General features: G+C 53.1%; 19 protein-coding genes. All 19 read left to right on the top strand.

Features of this window, described 5'->3' with window-relative positions; genetic code table 11:
• Positions 1–74: 74 nt before the first annotated feature.
• The 19 genes from pyrH (at position 75) to FED52_RS08325 (ending at position 22,389) form a co-directional block, all read left to right on the top strand.
• Positions 75–800, top strand: coding sequence for a UMP kinase (gene pyrH, locus FED52_RS08415; protein WP_138859591.1), 726 nt, complete (start codon positions 75–77; stop codon positions 798–800).
• Positions 797–1,357 carry a ribosome recycling factor gene (frr, locus tag FED52_RS08410; RefSeq protein WP_034777248.1) on the top strand — a complete coding sequence of 187 codons (561 nt, stop codon included), beginning with the start codon at positions 797–799 and terminating at the stop codon, positions 1,355–1,357. Before pyrH ends, frr begins: the two co-directional genes overlap by 4 nt.
• Before the next feature lie 83 nt (positions 1,358–1,440).
• Positions 1,441–2,178, top strand: coding sequence for an undecaprenyl pyrophosphate synthase (locus tag FED52_RS08405; protein WP_034777251.1), 738 nt, complete (start codon positions 1,441–1,443; stop codon positions 2,176–2,178).
• A gap of 1 nt (position 2,179) precedes the next feature.
• Positions 2,180–2,977 (top strand): phosphatidate cytidylyltransferase, encoded by a 798-nt coding sequence (locus FED52_RS08400; RefSeq protein ID WP_138859590.1) that lies wholly within the window; start codon positions 2,180–2,182, stop codon positions 2,975–2,977.
• Between the two features lie 12 nt (positions 2,978–2,989).
• Positions 2,990–4,135: a 1-deoxy-D-xylulose-5-phosphate reductoisomerase gene (dxr, locus tag FED52_RS08395; RefSeq protein WP_138859589.1), complete on the top strand. Its 1,146-nt coding sequence runs from the start codon at positions 2,990–2,992 to the stop codon at positions 4,133–4,135.
• A 16-nt stretch (positions 4,136–4,151) separates the two neighbouring features.
• Positions 4,152–5,402: an RIP metalloprotease RseP gene (gene rseP, locus FED52_RS08390; protein ID WP_138859588.1), complete on the top strand. Its 1,251-nt coding sequence runs from the start codon at positions 4,152–4,154 to the stop codon at positions 5,400–5,402.
• Positions 5,403–5,448: 46 nt separating this feature from the next.
• Positions 5,449–7,149: a proline--tRNA ligase gene (locus FED52_RS08385; protein WP_138859587.1), complete on the top strand. Its 1,701-nt coding sequence runs from the start codon at positions 5,449–5,451 to the stop codon at positions 7,147–7,149.
• Positions 7,150–7,224: 75 nt separating this feature from the next.
• Positions 7,225–11,517 (top strand): PolC-type DNA polymerase III, encoded by a 4,293-nt coding sequence (locus tag FED52_RS08380; RefSeq protein ID WP_138859586.1) that lies wholly within the window; start codon positions 7,225–7,227, stop codon positions 11,515–11,517.
• A 119-nt stretch (positions 11,518–11,636) separates the two neighbouring features.
• Positions 11,637–12,107 carry a ribosome maturation factor RimP gene (gene rimP / locus FED52_RS08375; protein ID WP_034777274.1) on the top strand — a complete coding sequence of 157 codons (471 nt, stop codon included), beginning with the start codon at positions 11,637–11,639 and terminating at the stop codon, positions 12,105–12,107.
• A gap of 12 nt (positions 12,108–12,119) precedes the next feature.
• Positions 12,120–13,286, top strand: a complete 1,167-nt coding sequence (gene nusA, locus FED52_RS08370; RefSeq protein ID WP_138859585.1) for a transcription termination factor NusA — start codon at positions 12,120–12,122, stop codon at positions 13,284–13,286.
• The gene (gene rnpM / locus FED52_RS08365) at positions 13,283–13,561 is read left to right on the top strand and encodes an RNase P modulator RnpM (protein ID WP_167491800.1); all 279 of its coding nucleotides are present in this window, start codon (positions 13,283–13,285) and stop codon (positions 13,559–13,561) included. The genes nusA and rnpM overlap by 4 nt, the downstream gene beginning before the upstream one ends.
• Positions 13,558–13,854 (top strand): YlxQ family RNA-binding protein, encoded by a 297-nt coding sequence (locus FED52_RS08360; protein WP_021067159.1) that lies wholly within the window; start codon positions 13,558–13,560, stop codon positions 13,852–13,854. Before rnpM ends, FED52_RS08360 begins: the two co-directional genes overlap by 4 nt.
• Positions 13,855–13,875: 21 nt before the next feature.
• Complete coding sequence (gene infB, locus FED52_RS08355) at positions 13,876–16,110, top strand: translation initiation factor IF-2 (protein ID WP_138859583.1); 2,235 nt, start codon at positions 13,876–13,878, stop codon at positions 16,108–16,110.
• A gap of 18 nt (positions 16,111–16,128) precedes the next feature.
• The gene (gene rbfA, locus FED52_RS08350) at positions 16,129–16,479 is read left to right on the top strand and encodes a 30S ribosome-binding factor RbfA (protein WP_034777282.1); all 351 of its coding nucleotides are present in this window, start codon (positions 16,129–16,131) and stop codon (positions 16,477–16,479) included.
• Between the two features lie 48 nt (positions 16,480–16,527).
• Positions 16,528–17,436 carry a tRNA pseudouridine(55) synthase TruB gene (truB, locus tag FED52_RS08345; protein WP_138859582.1) on the top strand — a complete coding sequence of 303 codons (909 nt, stop codon included), beginning with the start codon at positions 16,528–16,530 and terminating at the stop codon, positions 17,434–17,436.
• A gap of 15 nt (positions 17,437–17,451) precedes the next feature.
• Complete coding sequence (locus FED52_RS08340; protein WP_138859581.1) at positions 17,452–18,378, top strand: bifunctional riboflavin kinase/FAD synthetase; 927 nt, start codon at positions 17,452–17,454, stop codon at positions 18,376–18,378.
• A 124-nt stretch (positions 18,379–18,502) separates the two neighbouring features.
• Positions 18,503–18,772: a 30S ribosomal protein S15 gene (rpsO, locus tag FED52_RS08335; RefSeq protein WP_015881433.1), complete on the top strand. Its 270-nt coding sequence runs from the start codon at positions 18,503–18,505 to the stop codon at positions 18,770–18,772.
• A gap of 132 nt (positions 18,773–18,904) precedes the next feature.
• Complete coding sequence (pnp, locus tag FED52_RS08330) at positions 18,905–21,121, top strand: polyribonucleotide nucleotidyltransferase (RefSeq protein ID WP_138859580.1); 2,217 nt, start codon at positions 18,905–18,907, stop codon at positions 21,119–21,121.
• A 50-nt stretch (positions 21,122–21,171) separates the two neighbouring features.
• Positions 21,172–22,389: a M16 family metallopeptidase gene (locus tag FED52_RS08325; RefSeq protein ID WP_138859579.1), complete on the top strand. Its 1,218-nt coding sequence runs from the start codon at positions 21,172–21,174 to the stop codon at positions 22,387–22,389.
• Positions 22,390–22,392: the final 3 nt, after the last annotated feature.

Here is a 22,392-nt window from a genome sequence, read left to right as displayed (position 1 = left end):
AACACGTCTGTATAACCTTGAGTTAGTTCGTTAAGGGAGCGTGTTCCCTTTTTTCAAGCAAGAGGAGGCAAAGTATGGAACCGAAATATAAGCGAATTGTGTTAAAATTGAGTGGGGAAGCGCTCGCTGGAGATCAAGGGTACGGGATTGACCCGGCCATCGTCAATTCGATCTCTGGGCAAATTAAAGAATTGGTCGCCTTGGGCGTCGAAGTTGCCGTCGTCGTAGGCGCCGGGAACATCTGGCGCGGCAAGACCGGTAGCGAGCTCGGCATGGACCGAGCGAATGCGGATTACATGGGCATGCTCGCCACGGTATTGAACTCGCTCGCGCTACAAGATAGCCTTGAAACGAACGGTGTCCAAACACGCGTCCAAACCTCAATCGAAATGCGCCAAGTGGCTGAACCGTACATTCGTCGCCGGGCGATGCGTCACCTTGAAAAAGGTCGCGTCGTCATCTTCGCGGCAGGGACGGGGAACCCGTACTTCTCGACAGACACGACAGCGGCACTCCGCGCAGCGGAGATCGAAGCTGACGTCATCTTGATGGGAAAAAACAACGTCGACGGCGTCTATTCGGCCGATCCGAAACTCGTTCCGGATGCAGTCAAATACGACACGCTCACGTACTTGGACGTCTTAAAGGACGGTCTCCAAGTGATGGATTCGACAGCCACGTCACTATGTATGGACAACCATATCCCACTGATTGTATTCTCATTGCTTGAAGAAGGAAACATCAAACGTGTCGTACTCGGGGAACATATCGGGACGGTAGTAGGAGGAATCAATTCATGAGTGTAAATGACGTATTGAAAACTGCTGAAGAGAAAATGGAGAAAGCCGTTTCCGCGCTGAAGCGTGACTTCGGGACACTTCGGACGGGACGCGCGAGCGCGTCGATCTTGGACCCGGTTCAAGTCGATTACTACGGCGTACCGACACCGCTCAATCAAGTCGCGAACATCAATACACCGGAAGCACGCCTTCTCTTGATTCAACCATGGGACAAGTCGATGGTGTCTGACGTTGAAAAAGCGATCCAAAAAGCCGACCTTGGTCTCTCGCCGTCGTCGGACGGGACCGTCATTCGTCTCGCCATCCCAGCTTTGACGGAAGAGCGTCGCAAAGAGCTCGTGAAAGTGACGAAGAAATATGCGGAAGAAGCGAAAGTCGCTGTCCGTAACGTTCGTCGTGACGCCAACGAAAACTTGAAGAAGCTTGAAAAAGATGGGGACTTGACTGAGGACGACCTTCGCGGTTACGCGGATGACGTTCAATCGTTAACGGATTCGTATATCAAAAAGATTGATGAATCTGCAGCGACGAAAGAAAAAGAAATCATGGAAGTGTAATCACGGAAGTGGTATACCAAAAAGCTGTGTGGGGACCCTTTTACTGAGAGGGTCCCTCTTTCATACAATCAGGAGGATAGAGTATGTTTAAATGGGTGAATCCTAAAACGAAGACCGAGGCGGAACTGAGCATCCCCGAACACGTCGCCATCATTATGGACGGCAACGGCCGTTGGGCGAAAAAGCGTGGACTCCCTCGCATCATGGGTCACCGGGAAGGGATGAAATCGGTCCGGGAAGCGGTTCGCACCGCCCAAGAACTCGGGATCCGTTCGTTGACGCTCTATGCGTTCTCGACGGAGAACTGGACGCGTCCGGAAGAAGAAGTCAACTTCTTGATGAAATTGCCGAAACAATTTTTAGAGACGGACTTAAAAGAACTGGACGAACAAAACGTTCGCGTCCTCGTCGCAGGTGATGTGTCAAAATTACCGCGCGGCACGCGGGATGCAGTCGATGAGGCTCGTACGCGCACGGCGACGAACACAGGTCTGGATCTCGTCTTTGCCTTAAACTATGGTGGCCGCGACGAGCTCGTACAAGCGATGCGCCATATCGCCAGCGATGTAGCGGCAGGGAAGATTCAACCGGACGACATCGATGACGCCATGATCGGACAGCGTCTCATGACAAATATGCAAGACGTCGATTTGATTATCCGGACGAGCGGGGAACAGCGTCTCTCGAACTTCTTGCTCTGGCAAGGGGCGTACGCTGAACTCCATTTCACAGACGTGTTATGGCCTGAGTTCAAACGAGACCACTTCGTCGAGGCGATCGAAGCGTATAACGCGCGGACGCGCCGGTTTGGTGGGGTGTGACATGAAGACTCGAATTATTACCGGTCTTTGGGCCGGTGCCATTTTTGTCAGCTTGATCGCCCTCGGGGGCAGTCCGTTCGTCATCTTGATGGGTGTGCTCGCCTTGATTGGACTGAGCGAGTTCACGATGATGCGCAATCACAAGTTGACGGCGTTTCCGTTCCTTGTGACGTCGCTCCTTGTAGCCTTCCCGTTCGTATTGATGTTGCTCGAGCGACAGCTTGTCATGGGCGAGATGCCGATGTCGACGAATCAATGGATGGTGCTCGGTTTAATGCTCCTCCTGTTTTGGACGGTCGTCACAAAAAACCGTTTCACGTATGAAGACGCGAGTTTTTATTTTGTATCTGCTGTCTATCTCGTCATCGGTTTCTCTAGTTTTGCGCTCGTCCGTCTTTCGGAGGATGGGCTCGTCAAAGTACTTCTCGTCCTGTTCATGATTTGGGCGACCGACTCGGGTGCTTACTTCACGGGCAAAGCAATCGGTAAGACAAAACTGTGGCCCTCAATCAGTCCGAACAAGACGATTGAAGGGGCGGTCGGTGGGATCATCTCGTCTATCGTCGTCGGTCTCGTCTACGTCCTCGTCGAACCGGTGTTGCCGATTCTCGAAGTAGTGGTGCTCGCGGTCGTCGTATCCGTCGTCGGGCAACTCGGGGACTTGGTGCAGTCGGCGTATAAACGTCAATTCAACGTAAAAGATTCGGGTCATCTGTTACCGGGACACGGTGGCATTTTGGACCGCTTTGATAGTATGATCGCGGTATTCACCGTCATCTGGGTATTTAATTTGTTATAAAGGAGTGTCAAGATGAAGCGAATCAGCTTAATCGGGGCGACTGGTTCGATTGGCGTACAGACATGTGACGTCATCGAACAGCACCCCGACTTGTTTGAACTTGAGGCCTATGCCTTCGGAACGAATGTAGATGTAGCCGAGGAATGGATCAACCGCTTGCGGCCGAAATACGTGTCCGCCAAAGACATCGAAGTGCTCGAACGACTCAAACCACGACTTACATACGAACCACTCTTTTTTATCGGACTTGAAGGGTTGATCGAATGTGCGACCGCAGAGCGGGCTGACATCGTCGTCACAGCCGTCGTCGGGGCTGTCGGTCTTGAGCCGACGCTCGCTGCCATCGAGGCAGGTAAAGACATCGCTTTGGCGAACAAGGAGACGCTCGTCACGGCGGGCCATCTCGTCACGGCAGCCGTCAAGAAGCATGGGGTCAGCCTGCTTCCAGTCGATAGTGAACATTCGGCCATCTATCAATGTTTGAACGGTGAACGCCGAGAGGACGTCTCGAAAATCATCTTAACGGCATCAGGCGGGAGTTTCCGTGACAAGTCGCGGGATGAATTAGACAGCGTGACCGTCGCAGAGGCGCTCGCACATCCAAACTGGTCGATGGGGGCGAAAATCACGATCGATTCGGCGACGATGTTCAATAAAGGACTCGAAGTCATCGAAGCGCACTGGTTGTTCGATATCGATTATAATGATATTGAAGTGGTGCTTCATCGTGAGTCCATCATCCACTCGATGGTCGAATTCAAAGACGCCGCCGTCATGGCGCAGCTTGGAAATCCGGATATGCGGGGACCGATCCTCTATGCGCTCTCAGGTCCGAAACGTCTTGAAATCGACGGGAACAAGCGGTTAAACTTGAGAGAAATCGGAACGCTTCACTTCGCAGAAGCCGACTTGACGCGTTATCCGGCCTTACGCCTCGCGTATGAGGCCGGACGCGCCGGTGGTTCGATGCCGACGGTGCTTAATGCGGCCAACGAGGCGGCTGTCGAGCTGTTCTTGAACGGGGAGATCGCTTTCCTCGATATCGAACGGATCGTTGAACAAGCGATGGAGACACATACGGTAATTGCAGAACCGACGCTCGAACAGATCCTTCAAGTCGACCGAGCGGTTCGTGAACAAATTCAGCAAGGAAAGTGAAGGTGGGGAATAGACAATGACGACTTTTATCGCCATCGTTTTGATGTTTGGGGTACTCATATCGGTTCATGAATGGGGACACCTCGTCATGGCGAAACGGGCAGGGATTCTCTGTCATGAATTTGCAATCGGGTTTGGACCGAAAATCCTCTCGTTCAGAAAGAATGAGACGCTGTATACGATTCGCTTATTGCCAATCGGTGGGTATGTCAAAATGGCAGGAGAAGATTTTGAGCCGATCGAAGTGAAAGCCGGTCAACACGTCGGGTTACGCCTGACGAACGCCGGCACGGTCGATCGTGTCTACTTCCAGCCGGACCAGGCAAAAGACGTGCACGTCGTCGGGACGGTCGACAAGTTCGATTCGATTCGCGAATTGAAGATCCAGTTACTCGTCGATGATGAGGTCCGTGTCTATTCACTTGAACGGGACACGCTTCTCGTCGACCAAGGCATGGAAATTCAAATTGCCCCATACGACCGCACGTTCGGAGCTCAATCGGTATGGAAACGTGTGCTCGCGATTGCAGCCGGCCCAGCGATGAACTTCGTCCTTGCCTTCATCTTGCTTGTCATCGTCGGTCTCGTCCAAGGGACGCCAACGGACGATGGACGAATCGGTACGGTGCAGCCAGATTCGGCTGCAGATCAAGCAGGTCTCATGGCGGGAGATGAAATTGTCTCCATCGAAGGCGAGACGATTGATGACTGGCTCGACCTTCGGACTGTGCTTGCCGACCGGGCTGACACGCCAACGGAAGTGACGTATATTCGGGATGATGCAGAACAAACGGTGACGCTCACGCCGCAAGCGGTCGAACAAAACGGCGAGACGGTCGGGATATTGGGCGTGACGAACGCGCTCGAGCGTTCACCGACGAAAGCCTTCACGACTGGGGCTGAGACGACGTGGACGATGTCGACGCTCATCTTTTCCGCGGTCGGTGATTTGGTTACCGGTCAAGTGGGCGTCGACCAATTGGCCGGACCGGTCGGGATTGTCCGCATGACCGATGAAGTGGCGGCGAGCGGGCTCATCATGCTCCTCAACTGGACGGCACTTTTATCAGTCAACTTGGCCATCTTTAACTTGTTGCCGCTCCCGGCACTTGATGGAGGACGACTCATCTTCCTCTTGTTCGAAGCGGTGCGCGGACGGCCGATCGATCCGAAAAAGGAAGGATTCGTCCACTTTATCGGGTTCGCTTTGCTCATGCTTCTCATGTTGATCGTCACGTGGAATGATATTCAATCATTCTTTAAATAATAAAAGTAAGATCTAATCGGGTTATAGAAGGGAAACGTTGATACCTATGAAACAATCGAGACTGTTCATGCCTACGCTTAGAGAAGTGCCGGCCGACGCAGAAGCCATCAGCCATCAACTCCTCGTCCGCGGGGGCTTCATGCGCCAAAACGCCGCTGGAATTTATTCGTATCTTCCACTAGGCCACCGCGTGTTACAAAAGATTCAAACGATCATCCGCGAAGAGATGAACCGGGCCGGTGCCCAAGAATTGCTCATGCCAGCGATTCAACCGGCGGAACTGTGGGAAGAGACGGGTCGCTGGGGTATTTATGGTCCTGAACTTATGCGATTGACCGATCGTCACGATCGTCGCTTCGCCCTCGGTGCGACGCACGAGGAACTCATCACGTCGATCGTGCGCGATGAACTCAACTCCTACAAAAAGTTACCGGTCAACTTGTATCAGATTCAAACGAAATATCGCGACGAGCGTCGTCCACGTTTCGGACTGCTCCGGGGTCGTGAGTTCTTGATGAAAGATTCGTATTCGTTCCACGCCACACAAGATGACTTGGACGACGAATACAAGAACATGTATAACGCCTATTCCAACATCTTTGACCGCATCGGTTTAAAATATCGCCCGGTCGTAGCTGACTCGGGTGCCATCGGCGGGAAAGACACGCACGAATTCCAAGCGCTTGCCGATATCGGGGAAGACACGATTGTCTATACGGACACGTCGAACTACGCCGCCAATATCGAGATGGCAGAAACGCTCGACCGCTATGACATGCAAGCGGCCGAAGTGCTTGCCCTCGACAAGGTCGACACGAAAGACAATAAGACGATTGAAGATGTGGCGCGCTTCTTGAACGTCGACACGAAGACGACGATCAAGTCGGTCCTCTTCAACGTCGATGGCGAGACGGTCATGGTCATCGTTCGAGGTGATCACGAGGCGAACGACGTCAAAGTGAAGAACGCCCTCGGCGGACTCGACATCCAAATGGAAGAAGAAGCGACGATCATCGACTTGTTCGGCTGTGAGCCGGGCACGCTCGGACCGATTCATGCACCGGTCAAAGTCGTGGCCGATTACGCCGTCAAATATTTGGTCGACGCGGTATGTGGCGCCAACGAGGCGAACACCCATTATACGCACGTCAACGCCGAACGCGACTTGTCGCATTTGACGTATCATGACCTCCGTTTCGTCGTCGAAGGCGACATGGCACCTGACGAGTCGGGTCCGGTCCGCTTCGCTCGCGGGATTGAAGTCGGACAAGTGTTCAAGCTCGGCACGCGCTATTCAGAAGCGATGGGCGCGACGTTCTTGAACGAAGAAGGTCGGGCCGAACCGCTCATTATGGGTTGCTACGGCATCGGCGTCTCACGCACATTGTCGGCCGTCATCGAGCAACATCATGACGATCGCGGTATCGTTTGGCCGAAGAGCGTCGCTCCGTTCGATGTGCACTTGATTGCCATCAACACGAAAGACGAAGCGCAAGTCGAACTCGCGAACCGTTTATACGATGAGCTGTCATCGACGTACGATGTGTTGTATGATGACCGTAAAGAACGGGCTGGCGTCAAATTCGCCGATGCTGATTTGATCGGTCTTCCGATTCGTATCAACGTCGGGAAAAAAGCGAGCGAAGGTATCGTCGAAGTGAAAGTACGTGCCACTGGCGAAGTCCTTGAGACGACGGTAGATGAGTTGCCACGTGTGATCACGGCGCAACTGAACGAGGCAAAATGATCGATGAAGGTGACGGTTTCTTGCCGTCACCTTCATTTTTCGACATCGAATGATAAAAGGGGGGACTTCTTACCCGTGGAAGCTAATCAAAAAATGCAATTGCTCTTGACCGATCTCGGCATCACAACCGAGACGGAACAATTCGACGATGCGGAATTGACGCGACTTGTCGTCAACAAGCAGCGCCGGACGTGGACGTTTTATTTCCAGTTGCAGCGCGTGTTACCGTACGAGGTGTATCAACTGTTCATGAGCCGAATCGAGAGCCGGTACGCGACGTTCGCTGACGAGGTGTACGCGCGTTTCACGACGACCTCAGGCGGTGCCGAACAGGATTATATCGACTATTGGCCGCGTATCGTCAGTGAACTCAGCCAAGTGTCGGGTGCGATGCGCAGTTATTTCGCATCGGTCTCACCACGCTTTGAGCAGAACAAATTGCTCATCCCGGTGCGCTCGGCCCCTGAGGCGAACTATGTCGATAAAGAGTTATGCCAAGAAGTCCAAGCGCTCTATAGCGCCTATGGCTTTATGAAGAAACCTTGCCAAGCGCTGTTCTCGGAGAATGAAGAAGCAAACCAAGCGCTCCGTGAACAAGTCGTGCAAGAAGATTTGGAACAAGCGAAGCTCGCGCTCGCAGCGCAATTCGCGAAGGCGACCGAGACGAACGATGAACCGGTCACCGAGGTACGGATGGGCGCCTTGATCAAAGACGAGATCGTCCCGATCAAGACGATCATCGAAGAAGAACGACGCGTCGCCATCCGAGGTCTCGTCTTCTCGGCCGAACGGAAAGAACTGAAGAGCGGGAAGAAACTGTTCACGTTCAAGATGACGGACTATACCGATTCACTCATCGTCAAAGTGTTCGCACGCGATGACGATGATGACCGGATGCTCAGCGCCGTCAAAAAAGGCATGTGGATCCAAGCGGCCGGCCGGGTCGAGGATGACAGCTTCATGCGCGAACTGTGCATGATGGCATCGCAACTGCAAGAAGTGAAAGTCGAACCGGCCCGTGACGAGTGGGCCGGCGAGAAACGCGTCGAATTACACGCGCATACGCAAATGAGCCAGATGGACGCGGTCACGAACGTGTCGGCGCTCGTCGCCCGGGCGGCCAAATGGGGCCATCGCGCCATCGCCATCACCGACCACGCCGGCGTCCAGTCGTTCCCGGAAGCCTATTACGCCGGGAAAAAGAATGACATCAAAGTGCTGTTCGGGGTCGAGGCGAACGTCGTCAATGACGGCGTGCCTGTCGCGTATCACCCGACCGATGTCCCGCTCGATGATGCGACGTATGTCGTCTTCGACGTCGAGACGACCGGACTTTCGGCCGTCTACAACAAAATCATCGAACTCGCCGGGGTCAAAATTAAAGACGGTGAAATCATCGACCGGTTCGAGGCGTTCGCCGATCCGAAACATCCGCTCTCGGCTACGACAATCGAGCTGACGGGCATCACGGACGACATGGTCCATGGCCAGCCCGATCCCGAAGTCATCGCCAAACAGTTCGTCGATTGGTGCGGGGACGGCATCCTCGTCGCCCATAACGCATCGTTCGATATGGGCTTCTTAGAAGCGACGCTTCGGAGCGGGGGGCACGAGCCGGATGACTATCCCGTCATCGACACGCTCGAACTCGCCCGGACGATTTTACCGACGCTCAAAAACCACCGCCTCAACACGCTCGCGAAGCGATTCGATATCGAGTTGACCCAGCATCACCGGGCCATCTATGATGCGGAGGCGACGGCGTACTTGCTCATGAAACTGCTCGAACTCGCCAAACAGATGTTTGAGATGCAGACGCATCGCTCGCTGAACGCGAAAGTCGGGAGCGACGTCTCGAAAATCCGTCCGTTCCATGCGACGATTTATGCGAAAACGAAAAAACCGGGACTTCGTCACTTATACGAACTAATCTCGTTGTCCCACATCGATTACTTGTTCCGGATGGCACGCATGCCGCGCTCGGAAATCGTGAAGCGTCGTGAAGGACTCCTCATCGGTTCGGCGTGTGACAACGGTGAAATTTTTGACGCCGCCCTGAACAAGTCAGACGAAGAGCTTGAGAAGATGATGGCGTTCTACGACTTCATCGAGATTCATCCCCCGGCGCTCTATATGCATTTGATTGATAAAGAGATCGTCGCCAACGAGCTCGAGTTAAGGGAAATCATCAAGCGGATCATTCGCGTCGCCGGACAGGCCGGCCTGCCGGTATGTGCGACCGGAAACGTTCATTACCTTGACCGGACAGACCGCTCATACCGAGAGATCTTGATTCGGACGCAAGGTGGTGCCAACTTCATCAACACGCGGAAAGAACTCCCGCACGCCCATTTCCGGACGACGAAAGAGATGATGGAAGAGTTCAAGTTCCTCGGGGACGAACTCGCCCGCGAAATCGTCATCACGAACCCGAATGCGATCGCCGATCAAATCGAGTCGATTCAAATCATTCCGGACGATTTGTACACACCGAAGATTAAAGGCGCAGACGATGAGGTCCGGAACATGAGTTACGACATGGCCCGTTCGATTTACGGAGAACAACTGCCGGAAATCGTCGAGGCCCGGCTCGAGAAAGAGCTGAAATCGATTATCGGACACGGCTTTGCGGTCATCTATTTGATTTCGCATAAGCTCGTTAAGAAATCACTCGATGACGGCTATCTCGTCGGTTCACGTGGTTCGGTCGGCTCGAGTTTCGTTGCGACGATGACCGAAATCACCGAGGTCAACCCGTTGCCGCCGCATTACGTCTGTCCGAAGTGTCAACATTCCCACTTCTTCGACGACGGATCGGTCGGGTCCGGGTATGACCTTCCCGACAAGCAATGTCCGGAGTGTGGGACTTGGTATACGAAGGACGGGCACGATATCCCGTTCGAGACGTTCCTTGGTTTCAAAGGGGACAAAGTACCGGATATCGATTTGAACTTCTCGGGTGAATATCAACCACACGCCCACGCCTACACGAAAGTGTTGTTCGGAGAGGATTATGTGTACCGTGCGGGGACGATCGGGACAATTGCCGATAAGACGGCGTATGGATATGTGAAAGGTTATGCGACCGAGAACGATAAGATTTATCGGAACGCCGAAGTCGATCGGCTCGTCTCGGGCGTCACCGGCGTCAAACGGACGTCGGGACAACACCCGGGGGGAATCATCGTCGTCCCGGATTATATGGACATCGCCGAAATTTCGCCGATCCAATATCCGGCCGATGATAAGTCATCCGAGTGGAAAACGACCCACTTTGACTTCCACTCGATTCACGACAACTTGCTCAAACTCGATATTCTCGGTCACGATGACCCGACCGCCATCCGGATGCTACAAGACTTGTCCGGTATCGATCCGAAGACGATTCCGACGGACGATCCGACAGTCATGAAAATCTTTTCGGCGCCGGACGTGCTCGGTGTCACGCCAGAGCAAATCGAATCGAAGACGGGAACGCTCGGGATTCCAGAGTTCGGGACAAAATTCGTCCGGCAGATGCTCGAAGAGACGAAGCCATCGACGTTCTCCGAGCTCGTTCAAATCTCTGGATTGTCTCACGGGACGGACGTCTGGATCGGAAACGCCAACGAGCTCATCTACAACGGGACGTGTGAACTGAAAGACGTGATCGGGTGTCGTGATGACATCATGGTCTACTTGATATATGCGGGCCTCGAACCGTCATTCGCCTTCAAAATCATGGAGTCGGTGCGGAAAGGGAAGGGCTTGTCAGAAGATATGGAGACGGAGATGCGGGCCAACGATGTCCCGGAATGGTACATCTCGTCTTGTAAGAAGATTAAGTACATGTTCCCGAAAGCGCACGCCACGGCGTACGTGCTTATGGCCGTGCGAATCGCCTACTTCAAAGTGCATCATCCAATCTTGTATTATGCGACGTACTTCACGGTCCGGGCCGGCGACTTCGATTTGTCGGCGATGATCAAAGGATCACAGGCCGTGCGTAAAGCGATGTCGGATATCCGTGAAAAAGGATTTGAAGCCACGGCGAAAGATAAAGGCCTTCACACCGTGCTCGAGCTCGCTCTCGAGATGTTGGAGCGCGGCATGAAGTTCCAAAACATCGATTTGTATCGTTCGAGTGCGACCGAATTCCTGATTGAAGGGAACACGCTCATCCCACCGTTCAATGCAGTCGATGGACTCGGGACGAACGCGGCGAAAGCGATTGTCGATGCACGTGCCGAAGGACAGTTCTTATCAAAAGAAGACTTGCGCAAACGGGCCAAGTTGTCGAAGACGATCGTTGAGACGCTCGATACGATGAAATGTCTCGAAGGCCTCCCGGATGAGAACCAACTCTCGTTCTTTGATTTTGGGGTGTAAGTTGCGAAAAAACGGGAAAATATGATATATTGGTATCGAACAATGTTGGATACTACGACGGAAAGGAGTAGGGAACCCTACTCCTTTCTTGTATGTAAAAGCCAGAAGGAGGGATGAGAGTGTCCAAAATAACAGAAGTCGTCGAAGCGATCGCGTTGCCGATCGTGGAGCGTGAGAACATGGAATTGGTCGATGTCGAATTCGTGAAAGAAGGGCCAGACTGGTTCTTGCGCGTCTATATCGACAAGCCGGGGGGCGTCGATTTAGATGATTGCGTCAACATCAACGAACAACTCTCGGAAAAACTAAACGATAGCGATCCGATCGAACAAGCCTATTATCTTGACGTCTCGAGTCCCGGTGCCGAGCGACCGCTGAAGAAGCCGACCGACTTTGAACGCGCGATTGGAAAGAACGTCTATATCAAGACGTTCGCCCCGATTGAAGGTGCTAAAGAGTTCGAAGGGATTTTGACAGAATATGACGGCGAGACCGCCGTCGTCGAGACACGTATTAAGACAAGAAAAAAAGCGATATCGCTACCGGTAGACAAAATTGCACAAGCCCGCCTAGCGGTCACGTTTAGTTAAGGAGAGGTAAAGATGGGGCCACAATTACTCACAACAATCGAACAGATTGCTAACGAAAAAGGAATCGAGAAGGAGATTATCATCGATGCACTTGAGCAGGCGCTCATTTCGGCATACCGCCGAAACGTCGCCAACCCGAATGAAAACGTAAAAGTTGAATTCGACCAAGTGACTGGTGATATTCGTGTCTTCGCACTTCTTGAAGTCGTTGAACGTCTCTCGCATCCCGAGCAACAATTGTCGCTCGAAGAAGCGCATGAGATTGACCCGAACTACGAGTTAGGGGACTTCCATAAAGAAGAAGTCACACCGAGCGACTTCGGTCGCGTCGCGGCGATGACGGCCAAACAAGTCGTCACGCAAAAGATGCGGGAAGCCGAGCGCGAGCGCATCTATAACCACTTCGTCGATAAAGAAGACGAGATCATGACGGGGATTGTGGAACGGTTCGACCCACGCAACTTGTATATCGGTCTTGAAAACAATATCGAAGCGGTGCTCACACCGAACGAGCAGATGCCGAATGAATCGTACCAGATTCATGACCGTATCAAAGTGTATGTGACGAAAGTCGATTCGACGACGAAAGGTTCTGGCGCAGCCATCCAAGTCTCACGGACACATCCAGGTCTGTTGCGTCGTCTGTTCGAGCTTGAAGTACCAGAAATCGCGAGCGGTACGGTCGACGTCATGTCGGTCTCACGTGAAGCGGGCGATCGCTCGAAGATTGCCGTCCATTCGGATATCGTCGACCCGGTCGGCGCTTGTGTCGGTCCGAAAGGGCAGCGTGTTCAAACGATCGTCGATGAGCTCAACGGTGAGAAAATCGATATCGTCCGTTGGTCGAACGACCCGAAAGAGTTCGTGAAAAACGCACTCAGCCCGGCTCAAGTCGTTGACGTGTACGTCAATGAACCTAGCAAGTCGACGACGGTCGTCGTGCCAGACTATCAATTGTCACTCGCCATCGGGAAGCGCGGTCAAAACGCCCGTCTTGCCGCGAAATTGACGGGATGGAAAATTGATATCAAGAGCGAAACGGATGCTGAAGGCATGGACTTGTATGATACGTACGCCGAAAAAGTTGAACCGGAGCCAGAAATTGTTCACAATGAAATGGAACAGACTGACTCGGTTGACGTCGCTCTCGAGCCGACAACGGTGAAAGAAGAGGAATGACCATGAAGCAAAAGAAACTTCCTTTGCGCAAATGTGTGGTCACGCAAGAAATGTTGCCGAAACAAGCGTTGATTCGTGTCGTTCGGACGCCGGAAGGCGATGTCGTCATCGATACGACCGGTAAATTGAACGGACGTGGGGCGTATTTGTCGAAAGATGCGGACGTGATTCGTTTAGCAGAGAAAAAACGGACACTCGATCATCATTTAAAAGTGAAGACAAGTGAAGCGCTTTATGAGCAGCTGCTTCAAGCTGTTACAGGAGCCGAATCATGAGTCAGTGGGAATCATTGTTAGGCCTTGCCGCACGGGCGAGGAAAGTAACGATGGGAGAAGAGTTTGTGTTGAAGGATGTGCGAGCTGGCCGAGCCAAGCTCGTCATCCTTGCCGGAGATGCAGGAGCGTCTACGAGAAAACGGGTTACCGACAAATGTACATCGTATGGTGTTCCATTGATTGAAGTGAGCGACCGATATACAATCGGGGCTGCTTTAGGTAAAGACATGCGAGTCGTCGTGTCTGTGACAGAATCCGGATTTGCGAACAAGCTTAAGCAACTTCTCTCTTAACTATTAACGGAGGTGGATGCTTTGGGAAAACGCGTCTATGAATTTGCAAAAGAACAGAATGTAACAAGCAAACAAGTCATTACTCAGCTCGAAAAAATGAACAAGCCAGTGAAAAATCACATGGCTGTCTTAGATGAGGAATCGGTCAAGCAACTCGACCGTGTCTTCAACCCTGAGAAATACCGTTCGGCTGACAAGCAAGACAAGCCGGTTGCAACGAAACAAGCTGAAACGAAGTCTGCCAAGTCAAAACCGGCTGACGCGAAGCCTGCTGGCAAACAAGAAGCACCGAAAGCACGCCCACAAGCGTCTGGCGGTCAAAGCAACCAAGCGGGTAACCGTGGTGGCAACCGTTTTGGCAACAACCGCAACGACAACCGCAACAAAAAGCGCGGCGGTAAATTCAAAGGTAAACCTGCGAAAGCAGCCGTGCCATTAGAAGCGGATCCAAATTCGAAAACGAGTCAACGTAAAGCGGCTCGTTTAGCGCAAGAGTCTGAAATGGGCAACGTCATCAAGTACGAGGATGTCCTCAGCGTATCGGACCTCGCTGCGAAGATGGATAAAAAGCCAAACGAGATCATCATGAAGTTGATGGGTCTTGGTGTCATGGCGACAATCAACCAAACACTTGATGACGAGACGATTGAGTTGCTTGCAACTGAATTCGGTTACGAAGTCGAGAAAGAAGTCCTCATCGACGAGACGGACTTTGAAGAAGTAGAAATCGACTTCTCTCCGTATGAGCTTGTGGAGCGTCCAGCTGTCGTGACGATCATGGGTCACGTCGACCACGGTAAGACAACCCTTCTTGACTCGATCCGCAACACGAAAGTCGTTGCTGGTGAAGCCGGCGGGATCACGCAGCACATCGGTGCTTATCAAGTTGAAGTCAACGGTAAAAAGATCACGTTCCTTGACACACCAGGTCACGCTGCCTTTACGACGATGCGTGCCCGCGGAGCCGAAGTGACGGATATCGCGATTATCGTTGTGGCAGCGGATGACGGCGTCATGCCACAGACAGAAGAAGCCATCTCACACGCGAAAGCGGCAAACGTGCCGATTATCGTCGCGGTGAACAAAATGGATAAAGAAGGCGCAAACCCTGACCGCGTCAAACAAGAATTGACAGAGTTTGGTCTTGTACCGGAAGAGTGGGGCGGCGAAACGATTTTCGTACCGATTTCAGCTTTGAAGGACGAAGGAATCGATGAGTTGCTCGAGATGATCTTACTCGTCTCAGAAGTCGAAGAGTACAAGTCGACGCCGGAAATGCCAGCTCGCGGTTCGGTCATCGAAGCGAAGCTCGACAAAGGCCGCGGTCCTGTCGCTACGCTTCTCGTTCAACACGGGACACTCCGCATCGGTGACTCGATCGTCGTCGGTAGCACGTTCGGACGCGTCCGGGCCATGGTCAACGATATCGGTCGTCGTGTGAAAGAAGTCGGTCCATCGACTCCAATCGAGATCACAGGATTGAACGACGTCCCACAAGCTGGTGACCAGTTCATCGTGTTTGAAGACGAGAAGAAAGCACGTGCAATCGGGGAAAAACGTTACCAACGTTACCTCGAGTCACAGCGTCGCGAATCGGCTAAAGTGAGTCTCGACGACTTGTTCAGCCGTATTCAAGAAGGCGAAGTCAAAGATTTGAACGTCATCATCAAAGCAGACGTTCAAGGTTCGGCTGAAGCACTCGCTGGTTCACTCCGTAAAATCGACGTCGCAGGCGTTAAAATCAACATCGTTCACCAAGGTGTCGGTGCCATCACAGAAGGTGACGTCATCCTCGCTTCGGCAGCCAATGCGATCATCATCGGATTCAACGTCCGCCCAGATGGGAACGCCCGGTCGATGGCCGAGCAAGAGCATGTTGAAATGCGTCTGCACCGGATCATCTATAACGCCATCGATGAAATCGAGAGCGCGATGAAAGGGATGCTCGACCCTGAGTTCGTTGAAGAAATTACAGGACAAGTTGAAGTCCGTGACGTCTTCAAAGTCTCGAAAGTCGGTACGATTGCCGGCTGTTACGTCACAGAAGGTAAAATTTCACGCGACGCCGGCGTCCGCATCATCCGTAACGGGATTGTTGTGTACGAAGGAAAACTCGATACGCTCCGTCGCTTCAAAGACGACGTCAAAGAAGTCGCGGCAGGCTACGAGTGTGGGATTAAAGTAGAGAAGTTCGACGACATCAAAGTGGAGGACGTCATCGAGGCGTTCATCATGAAAGAAGTCGAACGTAAATAAAGCGAGGAGGGAACACGTATGAACATTCGTGCCCAACGCGTCGCAGAGCAGATGCGTAAAGAGATTACAGATATCTTGCTCCGTGAAGTCAACGACCCACGTACGAAGAACGCTACAATTACAAGCGTCGATGTGACGGGAGATTTACAGCAAGCGACAGCCTACTACACGGTGCTTGGAGACGACGCCGAAGTGAAGGCTGAGACGCAAGCTGGTCTCGATAAGGCGAGCGCATTTATTCGCCGCGAGATCGGGAGCCGCATCCGTCTTCGGAAAACGCCAGAATTGTCGTTCGAATACGATTCATCGGTCGCATATGGTAGCCATATCGATTCATTGATTCGTGACTTAAATCGGAACGACCAATAAATTGAAGGGGGGACTCGCGTCTCCCCTTTTTTGATGGGAGGAATCCAGATGGAACCAACAGGTGTATTGATTTTAGATAAAGACAGCGGCATGACGAGCCACGACTGCGTGTTCAAGCTCCGTAAATTGTTCCAAACGAAGAAAGTCGGTCATACCGGCACGCTCGACCCCGAAGTGACCGGTGTCCTGCCGATTTGTCTCGGCCGGGCGACAAAGCTGTCACGTTTTCTGACCGATGAAGGCAAACGGTACGCCGCCGAGATTACAATCGGGACGGCGACGATGACCGAGGATGCTCATGGCGAGGTCGTCGAGACGCGCGAAGTCGGTCCAGAGGCGTTCACTGCTGCAGACATCGATCGCGTCCTCGAGACGTTGACAGGAAAGATTGAGCAAATCCCACCGTACTTCTCTGCCGTCAAAGTGAACGGCAAGAAATTGTACGAATACGCCCGGAAAGGTCAGACGGTGGAACGACCGCGCCGCATCGTCGAGATTCATCGCCTCGTCCGGACGAATGACCCGGTCATCGAAGACGGTGTCTGCCGTTTCCGTGTCAACGTCGAGTGTGGCAAAGGCACATTCATCCGGACGCTCGCCGTCCAAATTGGGGAGCGTCTCGGCTATCCGGCTCATATGAGCGACCTGCGGCGGACGAGGTCTGGTTCGTTCGAGGAGACGGCCGCTGTCACGTTGCAACAACTCGCCGACCTCGAGACGGTCGAGGAACGCATGAACCACCTCATCCCGCTCGAAGAGGTCATCAAGCGTTGGCCTGCCATGACGATTCCGGCCAATCGGGAGCGGTATATTCGAAACGGGGGGCGTTTGAACGACGTCTCGCTCGAATTTGAACTGTTTACTGTCTATAATGAAGAAGGAATTCCACTTGCCCTCTATCGACGGCTTGACGGAACAACAGACGCAAATGTCGAGGTCATGTTGACCATCGACTAAAGGGGAGATTGAAGTATGGAAACGATCCATCTGACGTATCCTGAGACACCAGACCTGGTCCCTTCGGTCATGGTGCTCGGATTTTTCGACGGCGTCCACACCGGACATCAGGCCGTGATTCGGCATGCACAGGCGCAAGCGAAACAGCTCGATGTACCCGTGACCGTGATCACGTTCGACCCGCACCCGAAACAAGTGCTCTCAAACAAACCGGATGCGGTCCGTTATATCACACCGCTCCAGCGGAAATTGAACCGAATTGCCGGACTCGGTGTCGAACGGTGTATCGTCATCACGTTCACGAAAGAGTTGGCGAGCCTGTCACCGCAACAATTCGTGGATGACTATTTGATCGGTGCCGGTGCGGTCCACGTGACGGCAGGATTCGACTACTCGTATGGTAAATTTGGCGAAGGGACGATGGAGACGCTGCCGTATCATGCGCGTGGTCGCTTCACGACCTCGGTCGTCGCCGAGCAGACGAGCGGCGGCGAAAAAGTGTCGTCGACACGGATTCGTCAATTGCTCGGTGCCGGAGACGTCGATGTGGCGAGCGAATTGCTCGGTACGCCGTACGTCATCTGCGGGGAAGTCATCCACGGCGACGCCCGGGGCCGGACGATCGGCTACCCGACGGCGAACGTCGTCATGGACGCCTCGTACGTCATGCCGCGTCTCGGTGTCTACGCGACGCGTGTACGGCTTCAGGACGGCCGGACGTTCGACGCGATGACGAACGTCGGGCGGCGGCCGACGTTTTATGCGACCGGTGACGTCTCGATCGAGAGCCACTTGTTCGATTTCTCAGAGGATCTATACGGGCAACTGATCGAGATCGAATGGATGCATTACTTGCGTGACGAGCGGGCGTTCGACGGGCTCGACGCACTTATCGCCCAACTCAAGCAAGATGAGACAGTCGCCCGGGCAATCCTGTCTTGACTTTGAATGGGTGGTACGGTATCCTAATTTGGTACGCAAAGTACACCGCTTCGCTTGGCTGGACGATTCACCAACGACGGCTCGGCAACGCGGCAATTTTCTATTAAATGGAGGTGGAGAGGCAATGGCACTCTCAAAAGAACGTAAAAACGAAATCATCGCGGAATACGCGACAAAACAAGGTGACACTGGATCACCGGAAGTTCAAGTTGCAGTATTGACTGAACAAATCAACACTTTGAACGATCATCTTCGTACACACAAGAAAGACCACCACTCACGTCGCGGTCTTTTGAAAATGGTTGGACGTCGCCGTAACTTGCTTACGTACCTTCGTAACAAGGACGTTACACGTTACCGTGAATTGATTCAACGCCTTGGTCTCCGTCGTTAATCCGAACGGACCATGTGACGGACTGGGACACTTGTTCCTAGTCCGTTTCTTCTTTTTTGGGAGGAAAATCATTAGACATTCATATGAATGAGTTACATAATAAACTAGATAAGGTTTGAGAGGAGAATGTTCATGTTAGGTACGAAACAAGTCTTTTCTACTGAATGGGGCGGTCGTCCGCTATCTGTAGAAGTCGGGCAACTTGCGAAACAAGCAAACGGCTCGGCACTCGTCCGTTATGGGGACACGGTCGTGCTCGCCACGGTCACAGCATCGAAAGCGCCGAAGGATTTAGATTTCTTCCCGCTCACGGTCAACTATGAAGAAAAATTATACTCGGTCGGTAAAATCCCAGGAGGTTTCCTCCGTCGGGAAGGACGTCCTGGAGAGAACGCGATTTTGACATCACGTCTCATCGACCGTCCGATCCGTCCGCTTTTCCCTGACGGATTCCGTCACGATATTCAAGTCATGATCTACGTCATGTCGAACGATCCAGACTGCTCGGCTGAAATGGCCGGTATGCTTGGAACGTCAATCGCACTCTCGATTTCGGACATCCCGTTCGACGGGCCGATCGCCGGAGCGACAGTCGGACGTGTCAACGGTGAGTTCGTCGTCAACCCGACGACAGCTCAACTCGAACAGACGGACCTTGAGCTCCAAGTCGCCGGAACAGCAACTGCGATCAACATGGTTGAAGCAGGCGCGAACGAAGTACCGGAAGACGTCATGCTCGAGTCAATCTTGTTCGGTCACGAAGAAATCAAGAAATTGGTCGCGTTCCAAACAGAGATCGTCGAAGCTGTCGGGAAACCGAAGTTCGAATATACGGTATCGAAGTTTGATGACGCTTTGTCGGCTGAGCTCGAAGCAGCACGTCCAGAAATCAACGCCGCGGTTCAAGTCGAAGAGAAGCATGCACGTGACGCAGCAATCAACGAAGTGATTGCCAAATACGTAGCTGCATACGAAGAATCACTCGCTGACGAACCGGCCAAGTTGAAAGAAGTATCTGGCATCTTGAACAAGTTCGTCAAAGACGAAGTCCGCCGTTTGATCACGGTCGACAAAGTTCGTCCGGACGGTCGTCGCCCGGAAGTCATCCGCCCGCTCGCATCAGAAACGGGCTTGTTGCCACGCGCCCACGGCGTTGGGTTGTTCACACGTGGACAAACACAAGTCATGTCGGTCGCGACACTCGGCGTCATCGGAGATGCGCAAATCATCGACGGTATCGGGTTAGAAGAGAACAAGCGCTTCATGCACCACTATAACTTCCCGCCGTTCTCGGTCGGAGAAGCTCGTCCGGTGCGTGCGCCAGGTCGTCGTGAAATCGGTCACGGTGCTCTAGGAGAACGTGCACTTCTTCCAATCATCCCGAAAGAAGCCGACTTCCCGTACACGATTCGTCTCGTCTCGGAAGTACTCGAGTCGAACGGTTCGAGTTCACAGGCCTCAATCTGTGGTTCGACACTCGCCCTCATGGACGCAGGTGTGCCGATCAAGGCACCAGTTGCCGGGATCGCAATGGGTCTCATCATGGAAGGCGAACACTATACGGTCCTCACTGACATCCAAGGTCTCGAAGATCATCTCGGAGACATGGACTTCAAAGTAGCAGGAACGAAAGACGGGATCACGGCGCTCCAAATGGACATCAAAATTGCCGGGATCACGCGTGAGATCTTGGAAGAGGCACTCGAACAAGCACGTTCAGGCCGTCTCCATATCTTGAACCATATGCTTGAGACGCTCGACGCACCGCGTCCGCAGTTGTCGAAGTATGCACCGAAAATCGTGACGATGACGATCAATCCGGACAAGATCCGCGACGTGATCGGACCGGGCGGGAAGATGATCAACAGCATCATCGACCAAACGGGTGTCAAAATCGATATCGAGCAAGACGGTACAGTCTTCATCGCGTCGACCGATCAAGAAGGCATCGACATGGCGATGGCGCTCATCGGCGACATCGTCCGCGAAGTCGTCGTCGGCGAAGAGTTCGATGCGACGGTTCGTCGTATTGAGAAATTCGGCGCTTTCGTTGAGTTGTTCAAAGGCAAGGACGCGCTCGTCCACGTCTCTGAGTTCAGTCTTGATCGCGTCGCGAACGTCGAAGACGTCGTTAAACTCGGTGATACAATTAAAGTCCGCGTAACGGAAATCGATGACAAAGGCCGAGTCAATGCCTCGCACAAAGTGCTCATCCTTGAAGGATTGTCACCGGAAGAACGCGAAGCATACGAAGCGAAACGTAAAGCGCAGCGCGAGAGCCGTCCACCACGTGACAGCCGTCCGCCGCGTCGTGACGGAGACCGTCGTCCGCCACGCCCGACAAACTAATCATGATGGCCATCGTCTGGTGCGATGGCCTTTTTCATAGGAGTGATAACATGGAATGGATCACATTAGACAACGGCGTCCGCATCGTGATTGAACCGATGGCGGATGTCCGCAGCACGTCGACCGGTGTCTTTATCAAAGCCGGCACTCGGACCGAAGACATGACCGAGATCGGCATCAGCCACTTGATTGAACATATGCTATTTAAAGGAACAAAGACGAGAACGGCAAAAGAGATCGCGTCGTTCTTTGATGAACTTGGCGGAAGCGTGAACGCGTTCACGTCAAAAGATCATACGTGCTATTACGTGAAGACGCTTGACGAGCACGCGGTCATCGCCTTCGACGCGCTCGCCGACATGCTATTCGATTCGTTGTTTGATGAGACGGAGCTCGAGAAAGAAAAGCGGGTCGTCTTAGAAGAGATTAAAATGTATGAGGACACCCCGGAAGATCTCGTCCACGAGCTGCTCGCGAAAGCCGTCTATAAAGATGATATTCTCGCCGAACCGATTCTCGGGACGGAAGCGAGCGTCCTTGGACTATCTCGGGAGCAATTGCTCCGCTACGTCGCTTCGACGTATACAGGCAACCGTGTCGTCGTCTCAATCGCCGGCCACGTGCCGCAAGAGTTGGTCGAGGCGGTCACGAGAAGGTTTGCCGACCTTCCATCAGGGGAATCACCGAAAGAATCGACGACGCCGATCTTGTATAGCGACGTGGTGAAGAAACAGAAAGAGACGGAGCAAGCGCACCTGTGCTGGAACTTCGAGGCGATTGCCGCCAAAGACGATCGATTGCCGCATTTAGCCTTGTTGAACAATGCGATCGGGGCGACGATGTCGTCACGGCTGTTCCAGTCGATTCGAGAAGAGGAAGGCCTCGCCTACTCGATTTACTCGTACTATACGACGTTCGACGACCACGGGACGTTCACCATTTATATCGGAACGTCACCAGAAACGCTCGCGCAAGTCGAGACGATCATGACGCGTGAGCTCGAAACGTTAAAAGCGGATGGGCTGTCCGATGAGGAAGTCGAGAAAGGGAAACGACAACTGAAAGGGTCGCTCGTCCTTGGGAACGAGAGCACGAACGCACGGATGAACCGCAACGGGCGCAACCTCGTCCTGCTCGATGAAGTCGAGGAGTTGAACGAAGTGCTCGACAAAGTTGATCGCATTGAAACGCGTGACGTCAACACCCTCATCAATGAGGTGCTCGGCCACGCCCCTGCCAAATCATATGTCCTTCCGTCCGAAGACTGACTT

The organism is Exiguobacterium mexicanum (assembly GCF_005960665.1).
Lineage (GTDB): Bacteria > Bacillota > Bacilli > Exiguobacteriales > Exiguobacteriaceae > Exiguobacterium > Exiguobacterium mexicanum_A.
Note: the sequence above shows the minus strand (reverse complement) of the source record. Positions and strands in the feature narration are given on the sequence as shown.